The organism is Methylobacterium sp. PvP105 (assembly GCF_017876975.1).
Taxonomy (GTDB): Bacteria; Pseudomonadota; Alphaproteobacteria; order Rhizobiales; family Beijerinckiaceae; genus Methylobacterium; species Methylobacterium radiotolerans.
Map to the genome: position 1 here is coordinate 2,320,768 of NZ_JAGIPA010000001.1, position 23,603 is coordinate 2,344,370.

Sequence of the window (23,603 nt, forward strand, 5' to 3'; positions counted from 1 at the left end):
GGTTGGGTCGATCCGTCGACTCGGCCGGGCTCCCATCGGTGTGACATCCCCCCGATCCACCGATGGGAGCCTCTTCGCCGGCAGCCGCAGCGGATGCGCGGGCCGGACGCCCCCCGCCCGGATCTCAGGTCGAGCCGCTCCGGTCCGCGTCGAGCTGCTGCAGCAGCTCCGCCAGCCGGGGATCCAGCGCCTCGTCGATCACCGGATCGTACATCGCCCGCATCTGGTGGCCGAGCCGCACGCGCGTCTGCGCGTCGAGGATCGGGCCACCCGCGACGGGCACCACCCGCAGGGCGGACGGTGCCGCGCCGGCGGCGTAGCGCTCGGTCGGTCCGGGGGCGGCACGGCGGTGATCAGGCCGGTGTTCGGCCCGGTGTTCGGGATGAGGCATGCCTCCTACATCGGCCCGCACCCCCGCCGCGGCAACCACCGGCCCGCCCGATGTCACGTCCGGTGGCAAATCCGGTGGCAAATCCGGTGGCAAGTCCGACAGCGTGTCGTCGTCCGCCTCAGGCATCGTCCTCGGGGGCGAAGACCTCGCCCTTCTCGGCCAGGACGGTGTCGGCCGCGTCGCGGGCCAGCTCGTCCCGGTCGGCCGCGGGAGCGGGGCGGCCGAGCGCCCGCGCCAGGGCTCCGTCCCAGCCGGGCGCCGGCGCCTGGCCCTGCCCGGCGAGGATCGCGCCGGCCCGGCGGCAGACCCGGGCCCAGTCCGGCGCGCCGAGGGCGGCCCAGTCGGTCCCGAGGCCGAGTTCGGTCGCGGCCTGATCGGCGGCCCGGGTCGCCGCCTCGGTCGAGCCCGGCGGCGGGGCGGGGATGTCGGTCATGGCGATGCGGCCTCCTGCCGGGCTGTCGATGCTCCGGCGGACGATGTAACGCGCCGGTCCCCACCCATCAGCGCAGGCCGTGGGCCGCGAGTTCCTCCGGCGCGCCCGCGGCCGCGTCCTGGCGCAGCAGGATCGCGTCGAGGGTGACCGGGCGGTCGTCCCAGGCATCCACGCCGACATCGCAGGAGCGCGTGGTGTCGGCGAGCCAGCCGTGGCTGTGCCCGTAGAGGTGGCGCGTCTCCCGCCACAGGCCCGGCCAGGCCCGGTGCGCGTAGTGCGACAGGAACAGGCGGTGCGGCCGCCCGCGCGCGTCCGCGACGGAGAGGCGGGCGCTCTCCACCGGCGGCTCGGCCCAGGGCAGGTCCAGGACGCGGTTCGAATCGTGGTTGCCCCGGACGAGGCGCTTGGTGCCGTTCAGCCGCGCGAAGATCGCCGCGCAGTGCGCCCGGCTGGCATGGGCGGCGAAGTCGCCGAGGTGCCAGACGGCGTCCTCCGGGCCGACCACGGCGTTCCAGCCGGCGACCAGGGCCTCGTCGTGGGCCTCGACGCCGCCGAACCGCGCCCCCCGGTGGCGGAGGATGTGCGGGTCGCCGAAATGCGTGTCCGCGGTGAAGAAGATCGCCATGGTGTCGAGACCTGGGCCGCGGGCGCGTCCCGTCCAGACCGGCCGGCGCGAGGCGCGCGGCCGCATCGCCGCGTTTCCGGACCGCTCCGGGCGGCTCCAGGGCCGCTTCCGCGAAACCCCGCGGGCCGGTTAGGCTGCGGCGATGCTGGATCCCGCCATCTACGACCACCTCCTGGACGCGGCGCGCGCCCATCCGCCGCTGCGGGCCGCCCTGGTGCGGGCCGGTCCGATCCGGATCGAGCCGCCGGCGCATCCGTGCGTCGCCGACCGCCTGTTCGTCGAGGTGGTCAACCAGCAGCTCTCCGTCCGGGCGGCGGCGGCGATCTGGGCCCGGATCGAGGCCGCGGCCGCGGCGGCGGGCGCGCGCCCGCGGGACCTGTTCGAGGCCGGGGACGCGGCGCTGCTGCGGGCCTGCGGCATCTCGGGCAACAAGGTGCGGGCGCTCCAGGCGATCGTGGCGGCCGAGACGGCGGGCCTGCTCGGGCCCGGCCTCGCCGACCTGCCGCATCCCGAGCGGGCGGCGATCCTGTGCGGCATCCGCGGCGTCGGCCCCTGGACGGCCGACATGGTCGGCATCTTCCACTTCCACGACCCCGACATCTGGCCCGCGGGCGACGTGGCGGCGGTGGGGTGCCTCCGCCGCCTCACTGGGCGGGCCGATACCGCCGCGGTGGCGGCCGCCTTCGCGCCGTACCGCTCGATCCTGGCCCGCTACCTGTGGCGCATCAAGGACACGGCGCCCGCGCCGGTGGCCGCCCCCGTGGGCGCGCCGGCGGACGAACCGGTCGCACAGGATCCCGCGCCCCGGACCCGGCGCTCCCGCGGCGCGGCGAGATCCGGGTGACGGCCGGGGCTCGGCTATCCGTCGGCGCCGCCCGGGCCCGTAGCTCGATGGTCGGAGCCGGCCGCTCCTGACGGTCCGCCCGGACCATCGGTCCCCTGGGCTGGACGCAGCTTTTCTCGCTGGGGCACGTTTTCTCGCTGGGGCACGAGAAACGGCACGGGCGACGTCCCGATCAGACCCCGTTTCGCGCCGCCAGTCTCCCCTCAGAGCGCGGGCCGCGCCGTCCCTGCGGATCAGCTCGGCGCTTTCTCCACCCGGTCGCGGCGTCGGACCACGCCGCCCTCCGGCAGGAGGGTCTCGACGCCGAACGCCGCACCGAACGCCGCGCCGTGCGCATCCACGGAAGTGGCGAGGTCGCGACCGTCAGGGCCGGCGCACAGGCAGGTCCCCCGTCCCCGCGCGACGCGGCCACGTACGTGTCGGGAACCCCGTCCGGCAGCACGGTGACGGCATGGTCACCGGGGCGGCTGTCCTGCCCGTACTGGACCTTCCCGTACTGGACCTTCCCGTGCGGGTCGGTGGCGACCGCGAGGGCGCGGACCCCGCGCTTGCCCACGAACGGCTCACGCGGGGCGATGCCGGGGACCGCCACATGTCGCGGCTCGCCCGTCGACATCGCCTCCACAGTCACGCGCCCGAGCCTCCGGCCCGGCGCCCCGAACGTGGATGAGATCGCGTCGTGATCTTGCCGGGACCGGACCCCGTCCACGCCGGGACGGTGGAGCGGCTGGGATGTGGACGGACCGCGTGCGTTCAACCGCATCGACCTCAACCGGAGCGCGGCGCTGGCCGGGCTCGGTCTCGCCTACCGCCCGGAGGATCTCGTGCTGGCCGAGATCGCCGGACCTGCCCGCGCCGTCGCCAGGCCGCGCCGGCCTTCGCGGTCGAGGCTTCGCGCCACCGGGGCTGATCGACGTTCCGGAGCCCCGTCATCGATCCGACGCGCGAGGCGGCGTCCGCGGGCCGTACCCCTGTCGAAGACGGGCAACCACGAACGCGGCGAACCGAACAGCCGTCGCGGGCCGGTCTCCGCCGGTCCGCTTCCGCGCGGTACGCGCGTCGAGGCAGACGGCGACCGTTCCGTCTCAGACAGCCTTCTCCTTCGCGTCGTAGGCAGTCTGAGCCGCATCGATCTGCGCCATGTTGTCGAACGCCCACGCCCCGAGGGCCTGGATCGGCCCCGCCAGGGAGTGCCCGAGTTCCGTCAGTTCATAATCAACCCGCGGCGGGATGGAGGGCGTCACCGTTCGCGTCACGAGCCCATCCCGCTCCAGATTCCGCAGAGTGAGGGTCAGCATCCGCTGGGAAATCCCCTCGACACCGCGCTTCAACTCGCTGAACCGACGCGACCGGTCGCGCAGGAGCATGATGACGAGGACGGTCCACTTGTCGCCGATGCGGGAAAGGATCTTCGAGACCCGCATGCATCCCGCCGAATGCTCGGGGCGATGGACAGTCACATCCATGTAACCTCGGTACCCTTCCTGTGCCGTCTTGCAGGAGGAGACGGGGCTCGTATCATAACGCGGTCACTAAACGAAACCGAGGCCTGCTAAGGAACCCACGCGCGGCTCCGGGCGCTCCGGTCACATCCAGGGTCCCGGCATGTCGCAGAGTCTCGCCCGCGCCGCCCGACCTTCGCGCGGTCGCAACATCGCCGCGTGGGTCCTGTCGGTGGCTCTGTCCGCCGCCTATCTGGCGGCCGGCGGCGCCAAGCTGGCCGGCGTGCCGATGATGGTCCAGACCTTCGATCAGATCGGCCTCGGGCAGTGGTTCCGCATCGCGACGGGCCTCGTCGAGGTCGTCGGCGCCCTCGCGCTCCTGACACCCGGCTACGCCTTCCTCGGCGCCGTCTGGCTCGCCGCGACCATGGTGGGCGCGCTCCTCGCGCACCTCCTGGTGCTCCCGACCCCGGCGGCTCCCGCCTTCCTGCTGCTCAGCCTCGACGTCGTGCTCGCGTCGCTGCGCCGCGACCCGTCAGCCCGTCTCGTCCCACGCCCGCGGTAGGCCGCAGGGCCGGGCCGTCGCGCGCCAGCTGCCCACGACACCCGACCCCATCGCACAGGAAGTCCTACGATGACCGAGACACCGTTCGCGCCCGTCCTCTTCCTCAAGGCGGGCTGCCCCTTCTGCATGAAGGTGCGCCTGTTCCTCCTCGAGGCTGGACAACTCGACGGCGTCGTCCTGCGCGAGTTCGCGCCCGGCACCGAGGAGGAAACCGAGATCCGCGGCCTGCTCGGCCCGGTGGTCGAGAAGGTCACCTTCCCGGCGGCCGAACTCACGCCCGGCAGCTTCACGACGGAGTCCGACGCCATCGTCGCGCACTTCGCGGCACGTGCGGGTGTCGAGCCGGCCGCCTTGCCCACCTACCAGTCCTACCTGAACGGCGTGTTCAAGAACCTCGGGGCGCTCTACCGGGAGAACATGGACCTCAAGAAGCGCCTCCCGCCGGCCTGACGGAGAACGGCACATCCGATGGCCCCCGACACGCCCGAAGCCGCCGCGCCGCCTGTCGAGGCAAGGCTTGGCCGCGCCCTCGATGGCATTCCCTTCCTGGACGATGCCACGCGCCCGAAGGCGCCGCCCATCCCCGGCGTGACCCCGGCCCAGCGGGCGCGAGGGCGGCGCCTGGCCCTGTATCATCGCCACCACCTCGCGGAGCTCGCCGCCGTTCGCGGCGCGCTCGACCGCTTCCTGGCGGGCACCGGCACCGTCGAGGCGGTGACGGACGGCGTGGCGTCGATGACGCTGACCGAGAACTACCGTGCCTTCGGCACCCTCTGCGGGCGCCAGTGCCACCTCCTCCAGATGCACCACGACATCGAGGAGGGCGACATGTACCCCAGGCTGCGGCAATCCGACGGCCTGCGCCGGGTCCTCGACCGCCTCGGCGCGGAGCACCGCACCGTGCACGCCCTCCTCGAACGCATCCGCGCCATCGTGCGGTCCGTCGCATCGGCCCCCACGCGGGAACAGGTCCTCGACCTCAGGGAGGTCTACGGGGTCTTCGAACGCGTCGTGATCTCGCACTTCGGGTACGAGGAGCGGGAGCTCGAAGAGGCCATCGGGTACTACGACGCCCTGTGACCGCGCCCACGTGACCACGCCCACGCGCGATGGCCCACGCGCGATGGAACGTCGGGCCCGACCGCGTGCATCGGGAGTCCGTCCGGTCTGGACGGCCCGCGGAGGTCGCGGTCCCTCAGCGCGCTCAGCGCCGGCGTCGCCCGACAGCCCCGGCGCGCATCCCGGCTGCTCGATCCGTCGGGGGACGAACACCGCCCCCGGCGACGGACTGGAGAGCAGGCCCCCGGCACGCCGCGGCTGCGGGCCCCGGCACCAGTGAATGAACGTTCATTGACATGAGAATGAACGTTCACTAATGCTCCCGGCGTGGCGCGGGAGACGCGAATGATGCACGGTTTTTCAGAGGCGCGGCCCGTCCACGGACCGGCCCCCGAGGCATGGGCCTGCCTGCGCTCCGTCGCGTTTGCGGCGTCGCGCCCGGCCAACCTGCTCGCCGTCATCGTGGCGCTTCTGGGCTGGGCCGCACTGATCTCCTGGACCGGCAACGGCGCCGGGGGCTGGCAGGCCCGGACCTGCGCCGGTCTCGACGTGGTCTCGCGCGCCTGCGTCGAGATCCGCCCGATCCAGGACGCCGGCCGGGTCGTGCCCCATGCGGCGGAGCTGGCGTCGTGGGCGCGGTGACCGGCGCCGTCGTCGAGGTCCGCGACGTCCAGGCGGCGCGGCGCGAACAGATCCTCGACGCGGCCGAGGCCTGCTTCGTCCGGAACGGCTTCCACCGCACCACGATGTCGGACCTCGCCCGCGAGGCCGCGATGAGCCAGGGCAACTTCTACCGCTACTTCGCCTCGAAGGAGGACATCGTCCTGGCGATGGCGGAGCGCGACCGCGCCCGCGGCGCCGCCCTGGTCGCCGAGATGGAGCGGGACGGCGACCGCCGCGCGTCCCTGAACGGCATCCTCGAACGGTTCTTCACCGGCATCACCCGCGAGGCCGCGGTGCTGCGCCTCGACCTCTGGGCGGAAACCACGCGGAACCCCGCCATCGCCGCGCTGGTCGACCGCAGCGAGGCCGAGGCCCGCGCGTGGCTGTGCGGGATGTTCGCGGCGCTCGCCGCCTCGCCGGATTGCGACCCCGCGTCGATGTTCGAGGCGATCAACCCGCTGATGAAGGGCATCGTCGTCGGCCGCGCCATCCTGCCGGGCTACGACCCGGCCCCCGCCGTCGCCCACCTCCAGGCCCTGATCGAGGCGGGCCTGAACGGCGCGCTGCCGCGGGTCACCACCGCCGTTCCGGAGACCGGCCGATGACCCGCGCCGCCTTCCTCGTCGCCCCCGCGCTGCTGGCGCTCGGCCTGTCGGCCGCCTCCGCCCGCGACGAGGCCGCCGCCGCGCTCAAGCCGTTGCCCGCGCCCGCGGTCAGCGTCGTCGAGGCGACGCGGCGCGAGACCGTGGAGACCGTGACGGTGACCGGGACCCTGGTGCCCCGCGACGAGATCCTGGTGACGCCCGAGATCGACGGCTACCGGGTCACCGAGGTGCTGGTCGAGGAGGGCGCGCGCGTCACCAAGGGTCAGGTGCTCGCGCGCCTCGCCCGCGACCTCATCGACCGCCAGATCGCCCAGCAGGACGCGGTGGTGGCCAAGGCCGAGGCCGCCGTGCCCCAGTCCCAGAGCAGCATCGAGCAGGCCGAGGCCGCCGAGACCGAGGCCCGGCTCAGCCTGGATCGGGCCAAGACGCTCATATCCACGGGCAACACCACCGCCGTGGTGATGGAGACCCGGACTTCCGCCCTGCGCCAGGCCGAGGGCCGGCTCGCCTTCGCCCGCAACGGGCTGGCCATGGCTAGGGCCGACCTCGCCCAGGCCCGCGCCGTGCGCGACGAGCTGTCCCTGCGGCTGGCCCGCACGGAGATCCGCGCTCCCGTGGACGGCATCGTCAGCCGCCGCACCGCCCGGGTCGGCCTCGCCGCCTCGGCCGCGTCCGAGCCCCTGTTCCGCCTGATCGCCCGCGGCGAGATCGAGCTCGAGGGCGAGATCGTCGAGACCAAGCTGCCCCTGCTGCGCGAGGGCGCCCCGGCCTGGATCGATCTCGGCGAGAGCGGCCGCGTCGCGGGCCGCGTGCGGGCCGTCTACCCCGAGGTCGACAAGGCCACCCGCCTCGGCAAGGTGCGCGTGCGCCTCGATCCCGACCCGCGCCTGCGCATCGGGACCTTCGCCCGCGGCGGGGTCGAGCTCGGCCGCAGCCGCGGCGTGAGCGTCCCCCAGGCCTCCGTGCTCTACGGCGGCGGACGCCGCAGCGTGCTCGTTGTCGCCGGCGACCGGGTCGAGGACCGCACCGTGCGCACCGGCATCGCCGACGAGGACACCATCGAGATCCGCGCAGGCCTCAACGAGGGCGAGCGCGTCGTGGCCCGGGCCGGCTCGTTCCTGCGTGACGGCGACCGGGTCCGGCCGGTCCTCGAGGCCCCGCCCCCCGCACCCGCGGTCGCCGCGGTGCCCGCGCCGCGGGACACCGCCGAAGCCGGCGTGCCTTAAGCCGGCGTCCCCACACCCATCCCGACGTCACGAGAGCCAGGGCCGCCCGATGCGCCTGAACGTCTCCGCCTGGGCGATCCGCAATCCCATCGCGCCCCTCGTCCTGTTCCTGGTGCTGGTCGTGCTCGGCCTCGTCAGCTTCCGCGGGCTCGCGGTGACGAAGATGCCCAACGTCGACGTGCCCATCGTCTCGGTGGCGATCACCCAGTCGGGTGCGGCACCGTCCGAGTTGCAGACCCAGGTCACCAAGTGGGTCGAGGACTCGATCGCCGGCGTGCGGGGCGTCAAGCACATCACCTCGGCCATCACCGAGGGCTCCTCGGTGACCACGGTCGAGTTCCGGCTGGAGGTGAACACCGACCGCGCCGTCAACGACGTGAAGGACGCGGTCTCGAAGATCCGCATCAACCTGCCCCGCACCATCGACGAGCCGGTGATCAGCCGCGTCGAGATCGCCGGCCTGCCGATCCTCGTCTACGGCGTGAAGGCGCCCGCGATGACGCCCGCCGACCTCTCCTGGCTGGTCGAGGACAAGATCGCCCGCGCGCTCCAGGGCGTGAAGGGCGTGGGCGGCGTCGAGCGGGTCGGCGGCGTCGCGCGCGAGGTCCGGGTCGTGCTCCAGCCGGACCGGCTGCTGTCGCTCGGGATCACCGCCGCGGACGTGAACCGGCAGCTGCGCCTCACCTCCGCCGACATGGCGGGCGGGCGCGGCGAGGTCGGCGGGCGCGAGCAGTCGATCCGGACGCTCGCCGCGTCGCGCACCCTGCGCGATCTCAAGGCCACCGCCATCGTCCTGCCGGGCGGCCGCAAGGTCCGGCTCGACGACCTCGCACGCGTCGAGGACGGTATCGAGGAGCCGCGCACCTTCGCGCGCTTCAACGGCGAGCCGGTGGTCGCCTTCGCGGTCTCGCGCGGTGCGGGCGCCAGCGACGCCGAGGTCGCGGCCGGGGTGCAGAGGAAGATCGCCGAGTTCCAGGCGAGCTATCCCGATCTGCAGTTCGAGCTGATCGATTCGTCGGTCTCGTCGACCATCGGCTCCTACGATTCCGCCATGCACACCCTGATCGAGGGGGCGCTCCTCGCGGTCATCGTGGTGCTGCTGTTCCTGCGCGACTGGCGCGCCACGCTCATCGCGGCGGTGGCGCTGCCCCTCTCGGTCTTCCCGACCTTCTGGGCGATGGACGCGCTGGGCTTCACGCTGAACGGCATCAGCCTGCTCGCGATCACGCTGGTGACCGGCATCCTCGTGGACGACGCCATCGTCGAGATCGAGAACGTCGTCCGGCACATGCGGCTGGGCAAGTCGCCCTACCGAGCGGCCATCGAGGGCGCCGACGAGATCGGCCTCGCGGTCATCGCCATCACGGCGACCCTGATCGCCGTTTTCGCCCCGGTCTCGTTCATGCCGGGCATCGCCGGCCGCTACTTCATCCAGTTCGGCCTGACCATCGCGGTCTCGGTGTTCATGTCGCTGCTCGTGGCGCGCCTCATCACCCCGATGCTCGCCGCCTACTTCCTGCGCGACCGCGGCCACCACGACGAGCGCGAGGGACCGGTCATGCGGGCCTACACGCGCCTCGTCGGCTGGTCGGTACGCCACCGGGTCGTCACGCTGTTCGCCGGCCTCGCGCTGTTCGCCGCCTCCATCGCGTCGACGGGCCTGCTGCCCTCGGGCTTCATCCCGAAGCAGGACAATGCCCGCACGCTGTTCATGGTCGAGCTGGCGCCGGGCGCGAAGCTCGCCGACACGGTGGCGGTGTCCGACCGGGTGGTCTCGCGCATCCGGGCGCTGCCCGAGGTGACCTCGGTCTTCGTCGACGGCGGACGGCAGGTCGGCGGCAAGAAGGAGACCCGGCTCGCGACCCTGACCGTCAACCTCACGCCGAAGGCCGCGCGCGCCAAGCGCCAGTGGACGGTCGAGGCCGAGATCGCGGCCCTGCTCGCCGAGGAGCCCGACATCCGGTCCTGGACCCTGCGCGACAGCGGCCAGCGCGACCTCGCCCTGGTGGTGAGCGGTCCCGACGCCGACGTCGTCACGGAGGTCGCCGCGCGGCTGCAGCGCGACATGGCCGCCATCCCGCACCTCGTGGCGGTGATGTCGACGGCGCCGCTGAACCGGACGGAGGTCCGCATCCGGCCGAAGGAGGGCGTGGCGGCCGATCTCGGCGTCTCGACCGACGCCATCGCGGAGACCGTCCGGGTCGGGACCATCGGCGACATCGGCCTGAACCTCGCGAAGTTCAACGCCGCGGACCGCCAGGTGCCGATCCGGGTGCAACTGCCCGAGAGCGCCCGCGGCGCCGTCTCACGGCTGGAGAACCTGAAAGTGCCGGCCAAGAACGGGGCCGCCGTGCCGCTGGCGGTCGTGGCCGACATCGAGCTCGACCAGGGACCCGGCGCCATCGACCGCTACGACCGGGCGGTGCGCGTGGCCGTCGAGGCCAACATGGAGAACTCGGAGGCCCTCGGGACGCTCATCGCCGAGGCGCTGCGGACGCCGACGGCCAGGACTCTGCCGCCGGGGGTGACCATCAAGCAGACCGGCGACGCCGAGATCATGGGCGAGGTGTTCTCGGGCTTCCTGATGGCGATGGGCGCCGGCATCATGATGGTCTACGCGGTGCTCGTCCTGCTGTTCGGCTCGTTCCTGCAGCCGCTGACCATCCTGTTCTCGCTGCCTCTGTCCGTCGGCGGCGCCATCCTCGGCCTGCTCCTCTTCCAGATGCCGATCTCGATGCCGGTCGTCATCGGCATCCTGATGCTGATGGGACTGGTCACGAAGAACGCGATCATGCTGGTCGACTTTGCGGTCGAGGAGATGGGCCGCGGCGTCGACCGGGTCACCGCCATCGTCGAGGCCGGCCGCAAGCGGGCGCGGCCCATCGTGATGACGACCATCGCGATGGCGGCGGGCATGGTCCCGTCCGCAATGGCGCTCGGGGTCGGCGGCGAGTTCCGGGCGCCGATGGCGGTGGCGGTCATCGCCGGCCTCATCGTCTCGACTCTGCTCTCCCTCGTCTTCGTCCCGGCCGTGTTCCTGCTGATGGACAGCCTGGGCAGACTCCTCGGCCGACTGCTCGGCCGCTTCGTCGGCCCGCGGGACGAGGCGTCCGGCCACGCGGCGGCGACGCCGTGAGCCACCCCTTCCGCCCCACGTTACAACGGAATCCGATGACCGCTCCCGTCTAGCGGCCCCGTTCGCCTCGGTGACCGCCGCCGCGTCCGGCCGAGCCGTTCGGGACTTGGCTCACGGGAGACGGTCGCGCCCGAATCCGGACCGAGCGGTGCGGATCCGACGCGTCCCGCCTGTGTGGCTTCATCGTCTGGGGTAGAGACCCGTTCGACGGGAGCGGCAGGCCGAAGGTCGACCGATCCAACCCGAACCCGGCTTGGCAAGCCCGACCCAGCCCGGCCACCAGACGCGTGCGCCGCGCCCTTGTGCCGACGGTCGTCGAAGGGACAGCACCTCAGCAGCAGCGCGCGTCGTCTCGCCGCTTCGCCTCAAGCCATCGATCACGAGGCTTGCAGCTCGCCACGCGCGGCGCCAGGGCCACGCTCAGCACATCTCCTGACCGGACGGGGGCGTCAGCGCGATGGAGCTGCATCGGCGCGACTCCGTCGCTGACCTCGAAGGTGAGCCGGGCGCCCGGGTCGAGGCCGACGTGCTCCGACACCGTGCGGATGATCTCCGCGAACTTGCCGGCGGTCATGTGGGTGCGGTCGCCGTCGACCACGTCCCAGAGCTGGACGAAGATCTCCGACCAGGCTTCCGGGTTGGCCCCGCAGTCGAGGGCGGCGAACTGCCCGGCCTTCACCTCGGTGACATGATAGCCGCGCTCGATCGTCCGGCCGGCGTAGCTGAACACCAGGGGCGCGGCCGGCTGCGCGTCGCAAGCGGCGAGCAGGGCACCCAGCGGAATGTCCGTGGCGGCCGGCGCCATCCGGTCCGGGCGGTCAAGGGTCGGCATCGGCGCGCTCCACGGGTCGTTTCTCGGGAAAGGTCTCAGCGCTTCACAAAGCCGATATCGGCGGCCACCGCGCTCAGCCGCTCCGGCTCGCGCTCCTTCCGCTCGCTGTAGCGGTCCACCAGGTAGTCGGCCCGCTCGCGGGTCAGGAGCGTGAACTTCATCAACTCCTCGCACACGTCCACGACGCGCTCGTAGAGCGGCCCCGGCTTCATCCGGCCGGCGTCGTCGAACTCCTTGTAGGCCATCGGCACGGACGACTGGTTCGGGATGGTGATCATACGCATCCAGCGGCCGAGCAGGCGCAGGCTGTTCACGGCGTTGAAGCTCTGCGACCCGCCGGACACCTGCATGACGGCGAGGGTGCGCCCCTGGGTCGGTCGCACGCTGCCCTCGGAGAGGGGCAGCCAGTCGATCTGGCTCTTCATCACGCCGGTCAGGTTGCCGTGCCGCTCGGGCGACACCCACACCTGTCCCTCGGACCAGATCGACAGGGCGCGCAGCTCCTGCACCTTCGGGTGGTCGGCGGTCGTGTCGTCGGGCAGGGGCAGGCCGCGGGCGTCGTAGATCCGCACCTCGCCACCCATGGATTCGAGCAGCCGAGCGGCCTCGTAGGCAAGGAACCGACTGAACGAGCGCTCGCGCAGGGAGCCATAGAGGATCAGGAACCGGGGCGCATGGGTGAACGGCGCGGCCGAAACCGCGCTGGCGCGGGTCGGCACCACGAAGTGCGTCTGGCTCAAGTTCGGCAGGCCATCGGTGAAGGGCTGTGCAGGCTTGTCCAAGGATCGGCTTTCTTGTACTTTCAAACGGTAATTTGAAGATTGTAACGAAAATGGACGAGCCGCAAGCCCTCGCCGCGTTCGCGGCCCTCGCCCAGGAACATCGCCTGCGCCTGGTGCGGGCGCTCGTGACCGCCGGTCCGGGCGGCCTGGCCTCCGGCGCTCTGGCCGAGGCGGTCGGCGTCTCCGCCGCCACCGTCTCCCATCACCTCAAGGAGCTGAGCCACGCCGGGCTGGTCGCCTCGCGGCGCGAGGGCCGCTCGATCATCTACAGCGCCGCCTACCCGGCGCTGTCCGACCTGATCGCCTTCCTGATGAAAGACTGCTGCCAGGGCCGCCCGGAAGTCTGCGCTCCGGCGATGGCCGCGCTGGCAACCTGCTGCCCCCCCGGAGAAACCGCCCATGGCTGAGCCGTTCGATGTCGTGATCTACCACAACCCCGCGTGCGGCACGTCCCGCAACACCCTGGCGATGATCCGCAACGCCGGCATCGAGCCGCATGTGGTCGAGTACGTCAAAACCCCGCCCGCGCGGGCGCTGCTGGTGCAGCTCCTCGCCCGCGCCGGCCTGAGCGTCCGCGACGTGCTCCGGGAGAAGGGCACGCCGTTCGCCGAACTGAAGCTCGGTGATCCGACGCTGACCGAGGAGCAGCTGCTCGATGCCATCGAGGCGCACCCGATCCTCATCAACCGCCCGCTGGTGGTGACGCCCAAGGGCGTGCGCCTCTGCCGGCCCTCCGAAGCCGTGCTGGATCTCCTGCCGGTGCAGCGGGGCGAATTCGTCAAAGAGGACGGCGAGCGGGTGGTGGACGAGCACGGCCGCCGCGTCGCCACCGCCTGAGCCTCACGCCGAGCCATAAGAAGAAACCGCCCGGATGCTCGCGCTCGCCATCTTCCTTGCCACCCTCGTCTTCGTCATCTGGCAGCCCAGGGGTCTCGGGATCGGGTGGAGCGCCTTGGCCGGCGCGGGCGTCGCCCTCGCCACGGGGGTGATCCATCCGGGCGATGTTCCGGCGGTCTGGCACATCGTTTGGGACGCGACGTTCACCTTCGTGGCGCTGATCATCATCTCGCTGCTGCTCGATGAGGCCGGGTTCTTCCACTGGGCGGCCCTGCACGTCGCCCGTTGGGGCGGTGGCCGGGGCCGGCGGCTGTTTCCGCTGGTCGTGATCCTCGGCGCGGCCATCGCGGCGGTGTTCGCCAACGACGGCGCCGCGCTGCTGCTCACCCCGATCGTGCTGGCGATCCTGCTCCGGCTCGACTTCACGCCGGCGGCGGCCCTGGCGTTCATCGTCGCCTGCGGGTTCGTGGCGGACAGCACCTCCCTACCGCTGGTGATCTCCAACCTCGTCAACATCGTCTCCGCCAACTTCTTCGACGTGACCTTCGGCCGGTACGCGGCCGTGATGGTGCCGGTGAACCTGGTCTCCCTGACCGCGACGCTGGTGGTGCTCCGGGCCTACTTCCGGCGCGACGTGCCGGCGGCCTACCCGGTGGATGCGCTGGAGCGTCCGGCCGGCGCGATCCGCGACCCGCTGGTGTTCCGGGCGGCGTTCCCGCTGCTCGGCGCGCTCCTGCTCGCCTACTTCGTCACCGCGCCGTTCGGCGTGCCGGTCTCGGCCGTCACCTGCGCCGGCGCGGCCCTGCTCCTGCTGCTCGCCGGCCGGGGCCGGATCATCCCGATCCGCAAGGTGCTCACCGGCGCCCCCTGGCAGATCGTCCTGTTCAGCCTCGGCATGTACCTCGTGGTCTACGGCCTGCGGAACGCCGGCCTGACCGACGAGCTGGCGAAGGGCCTGGTCTGGCTCGCCGGGTACGGCCCGTGGGTCGCCACCATCGGCACCGGCTTTGCGGCGGCCGTTCTGTCGTCGGTGATGAACAACATGCCGAGTGTGCTGATCGGAGCGCTCTCGATCCAGCAGGCCCCGGACCTGTCTCCGCTGACCCGCGAGCTGATGGTCTACGCCAACGTGATCGGCTGCGACCTCGGCCCGAAATTCACGCCGATCGGCAGCCTCGCCACCTTGCTCTGGCTGCACGTCCTCGCCAGCAAGGGTCAGAGGATCACCTGGGGCCAGTACATGAAGGTCGGCCTGGTCATCACCCCGCCCGTGCTGCTGATCACGCTGCTGGCGCTGGCGGCCTGGCTACCGCTGCTCGGCACCTGGTAGGCGGCCCGTGTCCGAGGCTCGCCGCTGGCCGGTGATCTCCGCCCTCGGCGTGGTGCAGATCCTCACCTGGGGGTCGTCGTTCTACCTGCCGGCGGTGCTCGCCGGCCCGGTCGCGGACAGCACCGGCTGGCCGCTCGCCTGGGTGGTCGGTGGCCTGTCCCTCGGCCTGTTGGTCGCCGCGTTCGCCTCGCCGCATGTCGGCGCCGCGATCCACCGCCACGGCGGTCGCCCGGTGCTGGCGCTGGCAGCCCTGCTGCTTGCGGCCGGGCTGACCACGCTGGCGCTCGCGCCGGCGCTGCCGGTCTACTTGGCCGGCTGGCTGCTCCTGGGCCTCGGCATGGGCTGCGGGTTGTACGACCCAGCGTTCGCGACACTCGGCCGGCTCTACGGCGCGGCGGCGCGGCCGGCGATCACGAGCCTGACGCTGTGGGGCGGGTTCGCCAGCACCGTGTGCTGGCCGCTGTCGGCGTTCCTGGTCGCGCATGCCGGCTGGCGGGGGGCGTGCCTCGCCTACGCCGCCCTGCACCTCGCGGTGACGCTGCCGCTGGTGCTACGGCTGATCCCGAAGGCCCCGGCGCTGCCAGCGGCGGCACATCACCAAGCCGGCGCCGGCCCGCTGACGACTCCGGAGCGGCGGGCGTTCCTGCTGTTCGCCGGGGTCCTGGTGCTCGGCGGCGCGATCATGGCGCTGGTGTCGGTCCACCTGATTACCCTCTTGCAGGCGCGCGGCGTAGCGCTCGCTTCGGCGGTCACCTACGGGGCGCTGATCGGCCCGGCGCAGGTCGGTGCCCGCATCGTGGAGATGTCCTTCAAGGGGCGGCACCATCCGCTGTGGACGCTGACCGCCGCGTTCGCTCTGGTCGCCCTCGGCGTGGCCCTGCTCGCGTTCGGCCTGCCCGGCGTGGGGCTCTGGCTGGTGCTCTACGGCGGCGGCAACGGGATCTACTCGATCGCGCGGGGCACGGTGCCCTTGGCGCTGTTCGGCTCCGTGCGCTACCCGCTGGTGGTCGGCCGCTTGGCCCGGCCGGGCCTGATCGCGCAGGCTCTGGCTCCCCCAGCCGGCGCGGTGGTGCTCACCCATGCCGGCCCGGATGCGCTGTGGTGGTTGCTGCTCGCTCTCGCGCTCGCCAATCTCGGGCTGGTCGGCGCGCTCTGGCGGACACGGTAGTTGATCTCACCGCGCCATCCGCCTCCATCCCCGATCCGACCCCTCCACCGGCCGGCCTCGGTCGGAAGCGGAACCTTCCCTACGGGACGCCAGGGGTGCGTTCGGTCACCGCCCATCGCTGCCGTTCGAGTCCGCGGCCTGGGATCATCCCACCGTCTGGCCGCCGCCGGCTGCCCTGCCGCCAAGCCAGGACCGTCACGGCGACCGGCGACCCGCCGAGGACCATAGTGGCGATGCCGATGACCGCCGTCGCGACCGGTGTCGCGATGAGGAGGCCGTAGAGGCGCGACCCGGGGAGCAGGATGAGGCACAGGGCGGTGACGCCGACCTGCGTGACCGTCTCCAGGAGCGGCCGCAGGCAGGTGACAGGCAGGGGAGCACCGCGAACTGCCCGAGGAAGAACCGCCAGGGGCCGAGCATCCCGAGGGGACCGTCCGGCGGCGGGTGACCCGGAACACCGTTCCACTCTCGGCCGATCCGCGCTCGGACGGCATCGTGGCCGAGGACATGACCGCGGTCCGGATCGGGCCGGACATGCGCATGGCCGCCGCCCCCTCGTGTCTCGCCGGGCGAGCCAAGCCGCGGCGCCCGGAGGACCTCACCGCCCGCGCCTGCATCAACCCGCGCCTGCCGACACAAGGCGGATTCCACGCCCGGGAGTTCGGGAAGGACGGGCGCGAACCGAGGGTGCGGGTCGAGGGGCCGTTGGTGTTCAACACCGAGGCGCTGCGCTCCTCCAGGCCGCCCTGGACGGGTCCGAGATCGCCTACCTGCAGGACGGCGAGCGGGCGCACAGGGAGGCCGGGCCCCTCGTCCGGGTGCGGGAGGACTGGTGCGGCCCGTTCCCCGGCCGTCACCTCCACTTCCCGAGCCGGCGCGGGCCGGAGCCGGCGCTGGCCGTGCTGGTCGAGGCGCTGCGCGACCGCGACCGAGCTCGCTATCCGGCCGCCCGCGGCCCCGCGGCGGGGGCGACGCGCCGCCCGGAACGGGCCCGTTCCCGAAGCGCAACCAGGGCCTCGTCGGCGGCCCTCTGCCCGCTGTCGTGGGCCCCGTGGGCGGTCGTGAAGTCGAAGGGGTGGGTCGCCTCGCCGGCGAAGAACAGCCGGTCCTCGAAGGGCCGGGCCAGCCGTGCCCGCGCCTCGGATCGGCCCGGCACGGCGCAGCTATACGCGCCGCCGATGGACGCCATCCGGCTCCACGACGTCGCCGCCAGCGGCCGGATGGCCGACGCCACGTCGTTGCCGAACAGGGCGGCCAGTTCCGCCGCGACGTGGGCGAAGCCGGCGGAGGGGCCCTCCTCCTCCACGAGGCGGGCACCGTCGCCCCCGAGGAACGCCTCGATCACCGGCCAGCCGTTGGGTCGGATGGAATAGGCGGCAGACCTCGGGTCACGCAGGTTTCCGTAGGCGTGAGTGCCCGGTCCGAACGCGGTGTCGCGTCCGATCTCCAGAAAGATCTTCTCGTTGCGACCCAGCGGCAGGGCGGCGGCCGCCTCGCGCCAGGGGTCGACCTCGGCGGGAAGGCGGATCGCGTCGCCGGCCAGGATTGCGGTCGAGACCGTGAGGATGGCCGCCCCGGCGCGGACGGTGCCGGCGCGGGTGGCGACGGCGACGCCGTCCGCCGTCACGTCGATCCGCTCGGCGGGGGTGCCCAGCCGCAGCGTCGTCGAGGACGGCAGACTGGCGGCGACGAGCGTGCCGTAGCCGAGCGGCAGGTGCCAGTTCCGGCCGGTCGAGGCATCGTCGTAGGCGAGGTAATCGGTGGCCGAGATCTGCTCGGGCCCCACGCCGCTCATGAACCCGGCGATGGCCCGGACGTAGGCGTTCCAGGCGCCGCCGGGCGCGAGGGCATCGCTGGCCCGGTCGCTGCCCGCCGCGACCGTGCGGAGCCGCTCCTCCCACTCGCCGTACGCCTTCCGCGCCGCCGCCTGGTCGTCCTCGTCCTCGGCGATGCTCGGGTGTGCCTTCGCCCATGGCGGGTCGCCGCGATCGACCGGGAAGCCCGATGCCTCGGCGATGCCGACCCACGCGTTGCGGTCGCCCGAGTGGAGCCACTCGCAGCCGAGGTCGAGCGGGTAGCCCCCGAGATCCTGCGTGTACGCGCGGCCCCCGAGACGCGCGGATGCCTCGACCAGCAAGGCCGATGCGCCGCCGTCCGCGAGCCTCCGCGCGGCGCCGATGCCGGCGGCGCCGCCCCCTACGATGATGACGTCGAACCCGCTGGTCATGAGATCTGGAGACAGGGACAAAACCGTTCGGCCTGAGCGTGGCAGACGAGGGCGCAGGCGAGCATCGCCCGGTGCAGCGCGGCCCAGACCCTGGGCGCCTGCCATACGCCCGGTCGCCGCCCGCGCGTCTTGCCGCCGCGGCCAACCCCCGCGCGCGGCAGGTGCCTCCACGGCGGTCCCGCGCGCCGGACCAGGACGATACCGGCCGCCCCGGCTCGATCCGCCACGCGCGGCCGACCATCCATCAGCTTTCCAGGCTCCGGCGGCAGAAGCGGCTCCACGACGGCCCAAAGGTCGCCAGGCAGGAGAGCGTCCATGACCTCTCAACTCGACCAGACCGGTTTTGTCCCACGCCGCGAGGCTTCGACGTTGTAGCACCCGCCGAGGCTGGAGATCTCGGTCGGCTCCCCCCGCCGCCTCTCGGATGGCTTCGGAGGCCGGTAAAAGTTTTCGCCTTCTCGAAGCCGACGAGCGCCGGGAAGCGGCCGTCGCCGCGGCCGTCGATCCTCACGAACGGCTCCTCCCGATCCTCCTGTGGGCGGGCTCACCTGGAAGAGGGCAGCCCCCATAGGAGGATCGCCACCGCCGTGCTCGGTGGGCAGCCGTTCCGCGGACCGGCGATGCCGTGCTGTCCCATCGCCCGCCACGCGACGCTCGACCGGTCACGAGGTCGGGACTCGGTTACCGACCCGAGTGCTGCCGGAGCCGGGATGGTCCGCGCCTGTTCCAGCGCACGGGAATGGACCGGAATGAGGGGAAACCGGGGTGACGAGACGGGACGGTTCGGGTATCGCTTCTCTAGGCGTCTCCGCTCTGTCGGGCCTGTAGCTCAATGGTTAGAGCCGGCCGCTCATAACGGTCTGGTTGCAGGTTCGAGTCCTGCCGGGCCCACCAGCCTCCCGCGGTCGCGCGGGATCGCCGGGTGGCAGGCCCCGGAGCGGACGCGCGGCGCGCCGCCTGTGGCCGCGCGGCGACACAGGCCGACGACGTCCTGTGGACGGCGCGAAACGTTCCGGATCGGTCACGGTTGACCGGCCAGTCTGCGGCCCCGACCCACCCGTCGCGGCGCGCGTCCGCCCTCTCGCCTTCGCCCACCGCCATCGCGTAGGTCCAACCGTGCCCGCCGCCACGCTCGACCTCGCCGACAGCCCATGCTCCCACAGTACCGCTGGCTCTGGGCCCTGACTCTCCTCCTCGCCTCCGGCGGGGCGGGTCTCCTCTACAACCTGCTCTTCGTCGGCGGGGCCTCGATGCTCGCCGGCCTCGTCTACGCCCTGGCGGTGGGCGGGACGGTGCTGGCCTTCGTGCCGGGCCTGGCCCTGTCGGGGCTGCAGACGCGGCTGCGCCGCCTGCCGGCGCTGGTCTACATGCTCGCGGCCGAGCTGCTGTACGTGGTGCTGATCACGCTCGGCTGCGCCCTCGGCGGGCTGGTCGTCTGGGCCTTCGGCCTCACCGGCGACAGCCTGTCCACGGCGGTGCGGATCACGCCGCGCTTCCTCGCCTACTCGCTGGCCGTGTCGGCCCTGCTGGTCTTCGTCATGCGCATGCGCGACCTGATCGGCGGCGAGGTGTTCGTGAACTTCATGATCGGCCGCTACCACAAGCCGGTGCAGGAGGAGCGGATCTTCCTGTTCCTCGACGTCGTCGGCTCCACCGCCTTCGCCGAGACCCACGGCGACCTGCGCGCTCAGGACTATCTCAGCGCGGTGTTCGCGACCTTGGCCGAGCCGGTTCGGCGCAACGCCGGTTCCACGGACGACTTCGTCGGCGACCTCGCGATGATCACGTGGCCGATGAAGCGCGGCCTGAAGGACGCGCGCTGCGTGACCTGCGTGTTCGAGGTGCTCGACCGGATCGAGGCGGACGCCGCGGTTTGGCAAGCCCGGTTCGGCACGGTGCCGCGGCTGCGGGCGGCCCTGCACGGCGGCCCCGTGGTCACGGCCGAGGTCGGGGTCGACCGCCACAAGATCGCGTATTTCGGCGACGCCGTGAACGTGACGGCGCGCATCGAGGCCCTGTGCCGCCCCCTCGGCGTCGGCATCCTGATCTCGCAGGATCTCCTCGACCGGCTGGACCGGCTGCCCGACGGCGTCCGCGCCCGCGCGCTGGGAACGCACGCCCTGCGCGGCCGCGGCGCGCCCCTGGCGGTCGCCACCCTCGAGCGCGGGGCAGCGGTGCCGGACCGGCTGATCCCGGAGCGGAGGCCGGCGCCGCCGGTGCTGGACCGCGCCGAGGTCGTCGCGGAACCGCGCTAGGCTCCCCGTCTCGACCGCGTGTCGGTCGCGTCTCAGCCGCGGCAGACCCAGCGTTCCCACCAGCGCGCCCAGAGGCTCCGGCCCCGCGCTATCGCCGCGCGCCGCGGGGCCGCGGCCGGGCCGGCCCAGTCGGAGGTTGCCCCGAGCGCCGCCGGCAGGGTGGCGATGAGCGCCGCCGGCCCCTCGATGTCCCAGCCGATCACGCAGCAGCCGCAGCCGGTGCTGCGCACGCTGGTGAGCCGGCCGGCATGGGCCAGCATCCAGCGCTCGGCGGCGGCGACGTCGTCCCCGTCGCCCACGTCCACGCACAGGGAGGCGCGCGCGTGGCCCGGGGCCGGCGACCCCTCGGGCTCCGGGTCGACCCGCCCGTAGAGGGCCCGCAGGGCGTCGGAATCTGGTCCGGCGTCGCCGGCGCTCACAGAGCGCCCATCTCAGCCAGCTGCCGCTTGGCGAAGGTACAGGCCGCGAAGTCCGGGTTGATCGCGCAGGCCATGTCGAACGCCGCCCGGGCCCGGGACGCCTCGGCGGCGACGCCCTCGCCGAGGCGATAGGCCTGGCCGAGCATGGCGCAGCCCCAGGCGCCGCGCCGGTCGCAATCGAGGCGGAAGCTCCGGGCGAGGCAGGCCTCCGTGTCGGCGCGCGGCGCGTCGCGGACAGGACCCTCCGCGTAGCCGCCGTTCCGGATCCCGGCCGCCCGGTTGGTGCAGCCCGCCGGGAACCCGCCCGCGCAGGCGAGGGCGTAGAGCCGCTCCTTGTCGAGGATGTCGGCGACGTCGAGGGAGTGGTGCTCCAGGGCGAGGGCGAGGTCGAAGCAGGCTGGCGCGTTCGACCACCAGGTGCAGAGCGCGTAGCAGGAAGCGGGCTCGCGCGCGCAGCGGCGCTCGGTGGGCCGGCGGGGCGCGAACGCCCACCGCCAGAACGGGCGCTCCCGCGCGAAGGTGTCGGCCGGGCAGGTGCCGAAGCTGCGCAGCAGGGCCGGGTCCTGCCGCAGCGGCGCCGAGATCTCCGCGGCCTCGGCCTTGTTGAAGACGGGTGCGGCGGGCGCCTCGTCGGCCCGGGACGCCCCCGGTCCGAGCGAGAGGACCGGGGCCAGGGCGAAGAGCGCGGCGAGGCTGGTCCGGAGGTGCCCGGCCGGGAGGCGCCGGGCGAAGCTCATCGGCGCCGTCGCCAGCGGCGCAGCAGGCGTCGGAGGCCGAGCAGCAGGGCGACCGCGAGGACGAGCAGCCCGAGCGCCGGGTGCAGCAGGGCGGCGGCCTGGAACAGGACGAAGATCCCCAGGACGACCTTCCAGGGCTTCATCGGGGCGGCGTCGGGCTCCGCGCCCGTGTCCGGGGCGACCTCCGCGCGGGCGGTCGGTTCCGGCGCGCCGAGACGCGGGCGCCCGGAGACCGGGACGCCGCTGCGGCCCGGCACCGGCGCGGCCGCGCGGGCCGCAGCCCTGGCCGCGGCCTCCTCCGCCTCCCGCGCGGCGGCCGCCTCGGCCTCGGCCAGGATCGGGTCCGGCTCGGGCGCGGGGCGGGGGGCGGGCGCCCACCAGCGGGCGAGCGGCACCTCGCCCCGGGCGGACCGGGCGCGGAAATCCGGCAGCGGCCGGGCCCCCGGACGGGCCGAGGGGCGGTCCGCGTGGCGGTCCGCGAGGGCGCGGGCCCGCGCCAGCAGCGGCGCGCCGGTCTCCGGCGTGACCATCCGGACGAACTGCGCGAAGCCGACGGCGGCGCGGAGCACGCCCGCCTCGCCGGCCGCGCCCCAGCGGCGCCCGACCGGTCCGTCCCGCTCGAGCCCGTGCAGGAGGGCGCGGAAGCGGCGCAGGGTCTCGCGGGGCACGCCGACCCGCTCGTTGACGGTCAGCCCGGTCACCTCCTGGTGCCGGCCGCGGCGCATCACCCGGGTCTTGTCCGGATGGACGGTGAAGCCCTCTCCGGCGACGATGGCGTGGACGTACTTGAGCAGCGCGCCGACCTTCCCGGCAGCCTCGCCCGAGGCCGAGAAGGTCAGGTCGTCGGCGTAGCGCGTGTAGGTGAAGCCGAGGCTGCCGGCGAGCCCGGAGAGCCGGGCGTCGAGCCGGGTGCAGACGAGGTTGGTGAGCGCGGGGCTCGTCGGCGCGCCCTGCGGCAGCCGGCGGGGCCCCCGGGCGGCGTAGAGGCGGGCGCCGTCGATCTCGACCGCGTCCACGTCCGGCTCGGTGCAGAGCAGCGCCAGCACGGTCGCCACCGGCTCGGCGTAGCCCAGGCCCCGGAACTTCCCCTTGATCCGCCGGTAATCGAGGCTCGGGAAGAAGTCCTTGAGGTCGAGATTGACCACGACGTCCCGCCCGACATGGGCGGCGGCGTTGGTGACGATCGAGCGGCCCGGCACGAAGCCGTGGGCCGCCGCGTGCACGGGGGCGTGGGCGAGGAGCGCGTCGAGGATCCAGTACTGCGCCCGCTTCAGGCGCGGCATCGGCGCCGAGATGCGGCGCAGCCCGCCCGCCTTCTTGGGGATGGTGAAGCGCCGGTAATGGCTCACCGTGCTGAGCGCCCGGTCGTAGGCGAGGAAGCGCAGCTCGCCGAGGCCGATCCCCATGGCCTCGGCCAGCGCCTTCGGGCTCGCCAGGGGCGGGAGCCCGGGGGCGGGCCCGCGCGCGGGCGTGCCCGCGTCCGGAGCCGCGTGCGCGAGCCCGGCCGAGAGTCCGGCCGAGACGCCGTCCCCGAGATGGAGGATCTCGGCCTCCCGGCGCGCGTGCCACGCCTGCGCCCGGGCGTGGCGGTCGCGGGCGTTGCGCAGCCTCGTCTCGCGCCGCCGCTCCAGCGCCGCCGTCTTGCGGCGGCGATGCATCTCCTTGAGGGCGGCCTCGGGGTCGCGCCACGCCGCCTCCCGCCGGTGGAGGTCGGCGAGGGCGCGGGCGATCTCGCCGCGGCGGCGGATCAGGTCGTCCGGCGGGTTGGGCTGCGCTTCCCCGTCCGGCCAGAAGCCGAGCCGGATCATCTCCTCGAGGATGACCTCGTCCTTCGAGCTCTCGCGGATCCGGTCGTAGAGCTGCTGGCGGGTCAGGCTGCCGGGCTGCTGGCTCATCGGCGGCCTCCGGCGCGGGCAGGAGGCGTGACGGGGGACGTCGGCCGGGATGCCTTCGTCAAGTCTCGGGACTGGCCCGGTCCACTCGACGCCGGCACGACCACCGGTGCGCGTTTGGGTTCAGCGAACCCA

At 73.3% G+C, this 23,603-nt stretch carries 23 protein-coding genes, 1 tRNA gene and 2 pseudogenes; 15 read left to right on the top strand and 11 right to left on the bottom strand.

What is annotated here, in order from left to right:
• Window positions 1-124 precede the first annotated feature (124 nt).
• From J3A75_RS11130 to J3A75_RS11140, 3 genes are all read right to left on the bottom strand, one after another.
• Window positions 125-391: a hypothetical protein gene (locus J3A75_RS11130; protein WP_024830586.1), complete on the bottom strand. Its 267-nt coding sequence runs from the start codon at window positions 389-391 to the stop codon at window positions 125-127.
• A gap of 118 nt (window positions 392-509) precedes the next feature.
• Window positions 510-824 (bottom strand): hypothetical protein, encoded by a 315-nt coding sequence (locus tag J3A75_RS11135; protein WP_024830585.1) that lies wholly within the window; start codon window positions 822-824, stop codon window positions 510-512.
• A 67-nt stretch (window positions 825-891) separates the two neighbouring features.
• Window positions 892-1,449, bottom strand: coding sequence for a metallophosphoesterase (locus J3A75_RS11140; protein WP_012318352.1), 558 nt, complete (start codon window positions 1,447-1,449; stop codon window positions 892-894).
• Window positions 1,450-1,591: 142 nt separating this feature from the next.
• On the opposite strand from J3A75_RS11140, the gene J3A75_RS11145 reads away from it, so the two are divergent.
• Window positions 1,592-2,293: a (Fe-S)-cluster assembly protein gene (locus J3A75_RS11145; RefSeq protein WP_012318353.1), complete on the top strand. Its 702-nt coding sequence runs from the start codon at window positions 1,592-1,594 to the stop codon at window positions 2,291-2,293.
• A 734-nt stretch (window positions 2,294-3,027) separates the two neighbouring features.
• A pseudogene (locus J3A75_RS37365) lies at window positions 3,028-3,203 on the top strand (LysR family transcriptional regulator); the annotation flags it as partial.
• A gap of 175 nt (window positions 3,204-3,378) precedes the next feature.
• Here J3A75_RS37365 and J3A75_RS11150 read toward each other — a convergent pair.
• Window positions 3,379-3,759: a winged helix-turn-helix transcriptional regulator gene (locus tag J3A75_RS11150; RefSeq protein ID WP_012318354.1), complete on the bottom strand. Its 381-nt coding sequence runs from the start codon at window positions 3,757-3,759 to the stop codon at window positions 3,379-3,381.
• 139 nt (window positions 3,760-3,898) lie between these two features.
• Between J3A75_RS11150 and J3A75_RS11155 the strand changes: the two genes are divergently transcribed.
• The 7 genes from J3A75_RS11155 (at window position 3,899) to J3A75_RS11185 (ending at window position 10,989) form a co-directional block, all read left to right on the top strand.
• Complete coding sequence (locus tag J3A75_RS11155) at window positions 3,899-4,300, top strand: DoxX family protein (protein ID WP_029360911.1); 402 nt, start codon at window positions 3,899-3,901, stop codon at window positions 4,298-4,300.
• A gap of 69 nt (window positions 4,301-4,369) precedes the next feature.
• Window positions 4,370-4,750, top strand: a complete 381-nt coding sequence (locus J3A75_RS11160) for a glutathione S-transferase N-terminal domain-containing protein (protein WP_070999030.1) — start codon at window positions 4,370-4,372, stop codon at window positions 4,748-4,750.
• A gap of 18 nt (window positions 4,751-4,768) precedes the next feature.
• Window positions 4,769-5,380: a hemerythrin domain-containing protein gene (locus J3A75_RS11165; protein ID WP_012318357.1), complete on the top strand. Its 612-nt coding sequence runs from the start codon at window positions 4,769-4,771 to the stop codon at window positions 5,378-5,380.
• Window positions 5,381-5,704: 324 nt separating this feature from the next.
• Window positions 5,705-6,001 (top strand): hypothetical protein, encoded by a 297-nt coding sequence (locus J3A75_RS11170; RefSeq protein ID WP_209650179.1) that lies wholly within the window; start codon window positions 5,705-5,707, stop codon window positions 5,999-6,001.
• Complete coding sequence (locus tag J3A75_RS11175; protein WP_029360907.1) at window positions 5,989-6,627, top strand: TetR/AcrR family transcriptional regulator; 639 nt, start codon at window positions 5,989-5,991, stop codon at window positions 6,625-6,627. Before J3A75_RS11170 ends, J3A75_RS11175 begins: the two co-directional genes overlap by 13 nt.
• Window positions 6,624-7,853, top strand: a complete 1,230-nt coding sequence (locus J3A75_RS11180) for an efflux RND transporter periplasmic adaptor subunit (protein WP_209650180.1) — start codon at window positions 6,624-6,626, stop codon at window positions 7,851-7,853. Before J3A75_RS11175 ends, J3A75_RS11180 begins: the two co-directional genes overlap by 4 nt.
• Before the next feature lie 49 nt (window positions 7,854-7,902).
• Window positions 7,903-10,989 (top strand): efflux RND transporter permease subunit, encoded by a 3,087-nt coding sequence (locus tag J3A75_RS11185; RefSeq protein ID WP_058607606.1) that lies wholly within the window; start codon window positions 7,903-7,905, stop codon window positions 10,987-10,989.
• Window positions 10,990-11,320: 331 nt separating this feature from the next.
• Here J3A75_RS11185 and J3A75_RS11190 read toward each other — a convergent pair whose 3' ends face one another.
• Window positions 11,321-11,821, bottom strand: a complete 501-nt coding sequence (locus J3A75_RS11190) for a DUF6428 family protein (protein ID WP_209650181.1) — start codon at window positions 11,819-11,821, stop codon at window positions 11,321-11,323.
• 35 nt (window positions 11,822-11,856) lie between these two features.
• Window positions 11,857-12,603, bottom strand: a complete 747-nt coding sequence (gene arsH, locus J3A75_RS11195) for an arsenical resistance protein ArsH (protein WP_209650182.1) — start codon at window positions 12,601-12,603, stop codon at window positions 11,857-11,859.
• A 50-nt stretch (window positions 12,604-12,653) separates the two neighbouring features.
• On the opposite strand from arsH, the gene J3A75_RS11200 reads away from it, so the two are divergent.
• From J3A75_RS11200 to J3A75_RS11215, 4 genes are read left to right on the top strand one after another with little or no spacing between them, the layout of a single operon-like run.
• Complete coding sequence (locus tag J3A75_RS11200; RefSeq protein WP_012318364.1) at window positions 12,654-13,010, top strand: ArsR/SmtB family transcription factor; 357 nt, start codon at window positions 12,654-12,656, stop codon at window positions 13,008-13,010.
• Window positions 13,003-13,440: an arsenate reductase (glutaredoxin) gene (arsC, locus tag J3A75_RS11205; protein ID WP_043073457.1), complete on the top strand. Its 438-nt coding sequence runs from the start codon at window positions 13,003-13,005 to the stop codon at window positions 13,438-13,440. Before J3A75_RS11200 ends, arsC begins: the two co-directional genes overlap by 8 nt.
• Before the next feature lie 34 nt (window positions 13,441-13,474).
• Window positions 13,475-14,770, top strand: a complete 1,296-nt coding sequence (locus J3A75_RS11210) for an arsenic transporter (protein WP_029360904.1) — start codon at window positions 13,475-13,477, stop codon at window positions 14,768-14,770.
• Window positions 14,771-14,777: 7 nt separating this feature from the next.
• A complete protein-coding gene (locus tag J3A75_RS11215; RefSeq protein ID WP_209650183.1) occupies window positions 14,778-15,938 on the top strand; it encodes an MFS transporter in 1,161 nt (386 codons plus the stop codon).
• Between the two features lie 937 nt (window positions 15,939-16,875).
• Here the strand turns inward: J3A75_RS11215 and J3A75_RS11220 are convergent.
• A complete protein-coding gene (locus J3A75_RS11220; protein ID WP_012318368.1) occupies window positions 16,876-18,165 on the bottom strand; it encodes a flavin monoamine oxidase family protein in 1,290 nt (429 codons plus the stop codon).
• Window positions 18,166-18,224: 59 nt separating this feature from the next.
• Window positions 18,225-18,482: pseudogene (locus J3A75_RS11225) on the bottom strand (transposase); the annotation flags it as partial.
• Between the two features lie 501 nt (window positions 18,483-18,983).
• On the opposite strand from J3A75_RS11225, the gene J3A75_RS11230 reads away from it, so the two are divergent.
• Together J3A75_RS11230 and J3A75_RS11235 are read left to right on the top strand one after the other, a co-directional pair.
• A tRNA-Ile gene (locus J3A75_RS11230) sits at window positions 18,984-19,059 on the top strand.
• Between the two features lie 257 nt (window positions 19,060-19,316).
• Window positions 19,317-20,420: an adenylate/guanylate cyclase domain-containing protein gene (locus J3A75_RS11235; RefSeq protein ID WP_209650184.1), complete on the top strand. Its 1,104-nt coding sequence runs from the start codon at window positions 19,317-19,319 to the stop codon at window positions 20,418-20,420.
• 32 nt (window positions 20,421-20,452) lie between these two features.
• Here J3A75_RS11235 and J3A75_RS11240 read toward each other — a convergent pair whose 3' ends face one another.
• Genes J3A75_RS11240 through J3A75_RS11250 form a run of 3 tightly spaced genes read right to left on the bottom strand, consistent with a single transcriptional unit; the run spans window position 20,453 to window position 23,471 of the window.
• Window positions 20,453-20,839 (bottom strand): hypothetical protein, encoded by a 387-nt coding sequence (locus J3A75_RS11240; protein ID WP_209650185.1) that lies wholly within the window; start codon window positions 20,837-20,839, stop codon window positions 20,453-20,455.
• The gene (locus tag J3A75_RS11245) at window positions 20,836-21,576 is read right to left on the bottom strand and encodes a hypothetical protein (RefSeq protein ID WP_116655786.1); all 741 of its coding nucleotides are present in this window, start codon (window positions 21,574-21,576) and stop codon (window positions 20,836-20,838) included. The genes J3A75_RS11240 and J3A75_RS11245 overlap by 4 nt, the downstream gene beginning before the upstream one ends.
• Entirely contained in the window at window positions 21,573-23,471 is a 1,899-nt protein-coding gene (locus J3A75_RS11250; protein ID WP_209650186.1) for a reverse transcriptase family protein, read from the bottom strand. The genes J3A75_RS11245 and J3A75_RS11250 overlap by 4 nt, the downstream gene beginning before the upstream one ends.
• Window positions 23,472-23,603: the final 132 nt, after the last annotated feature.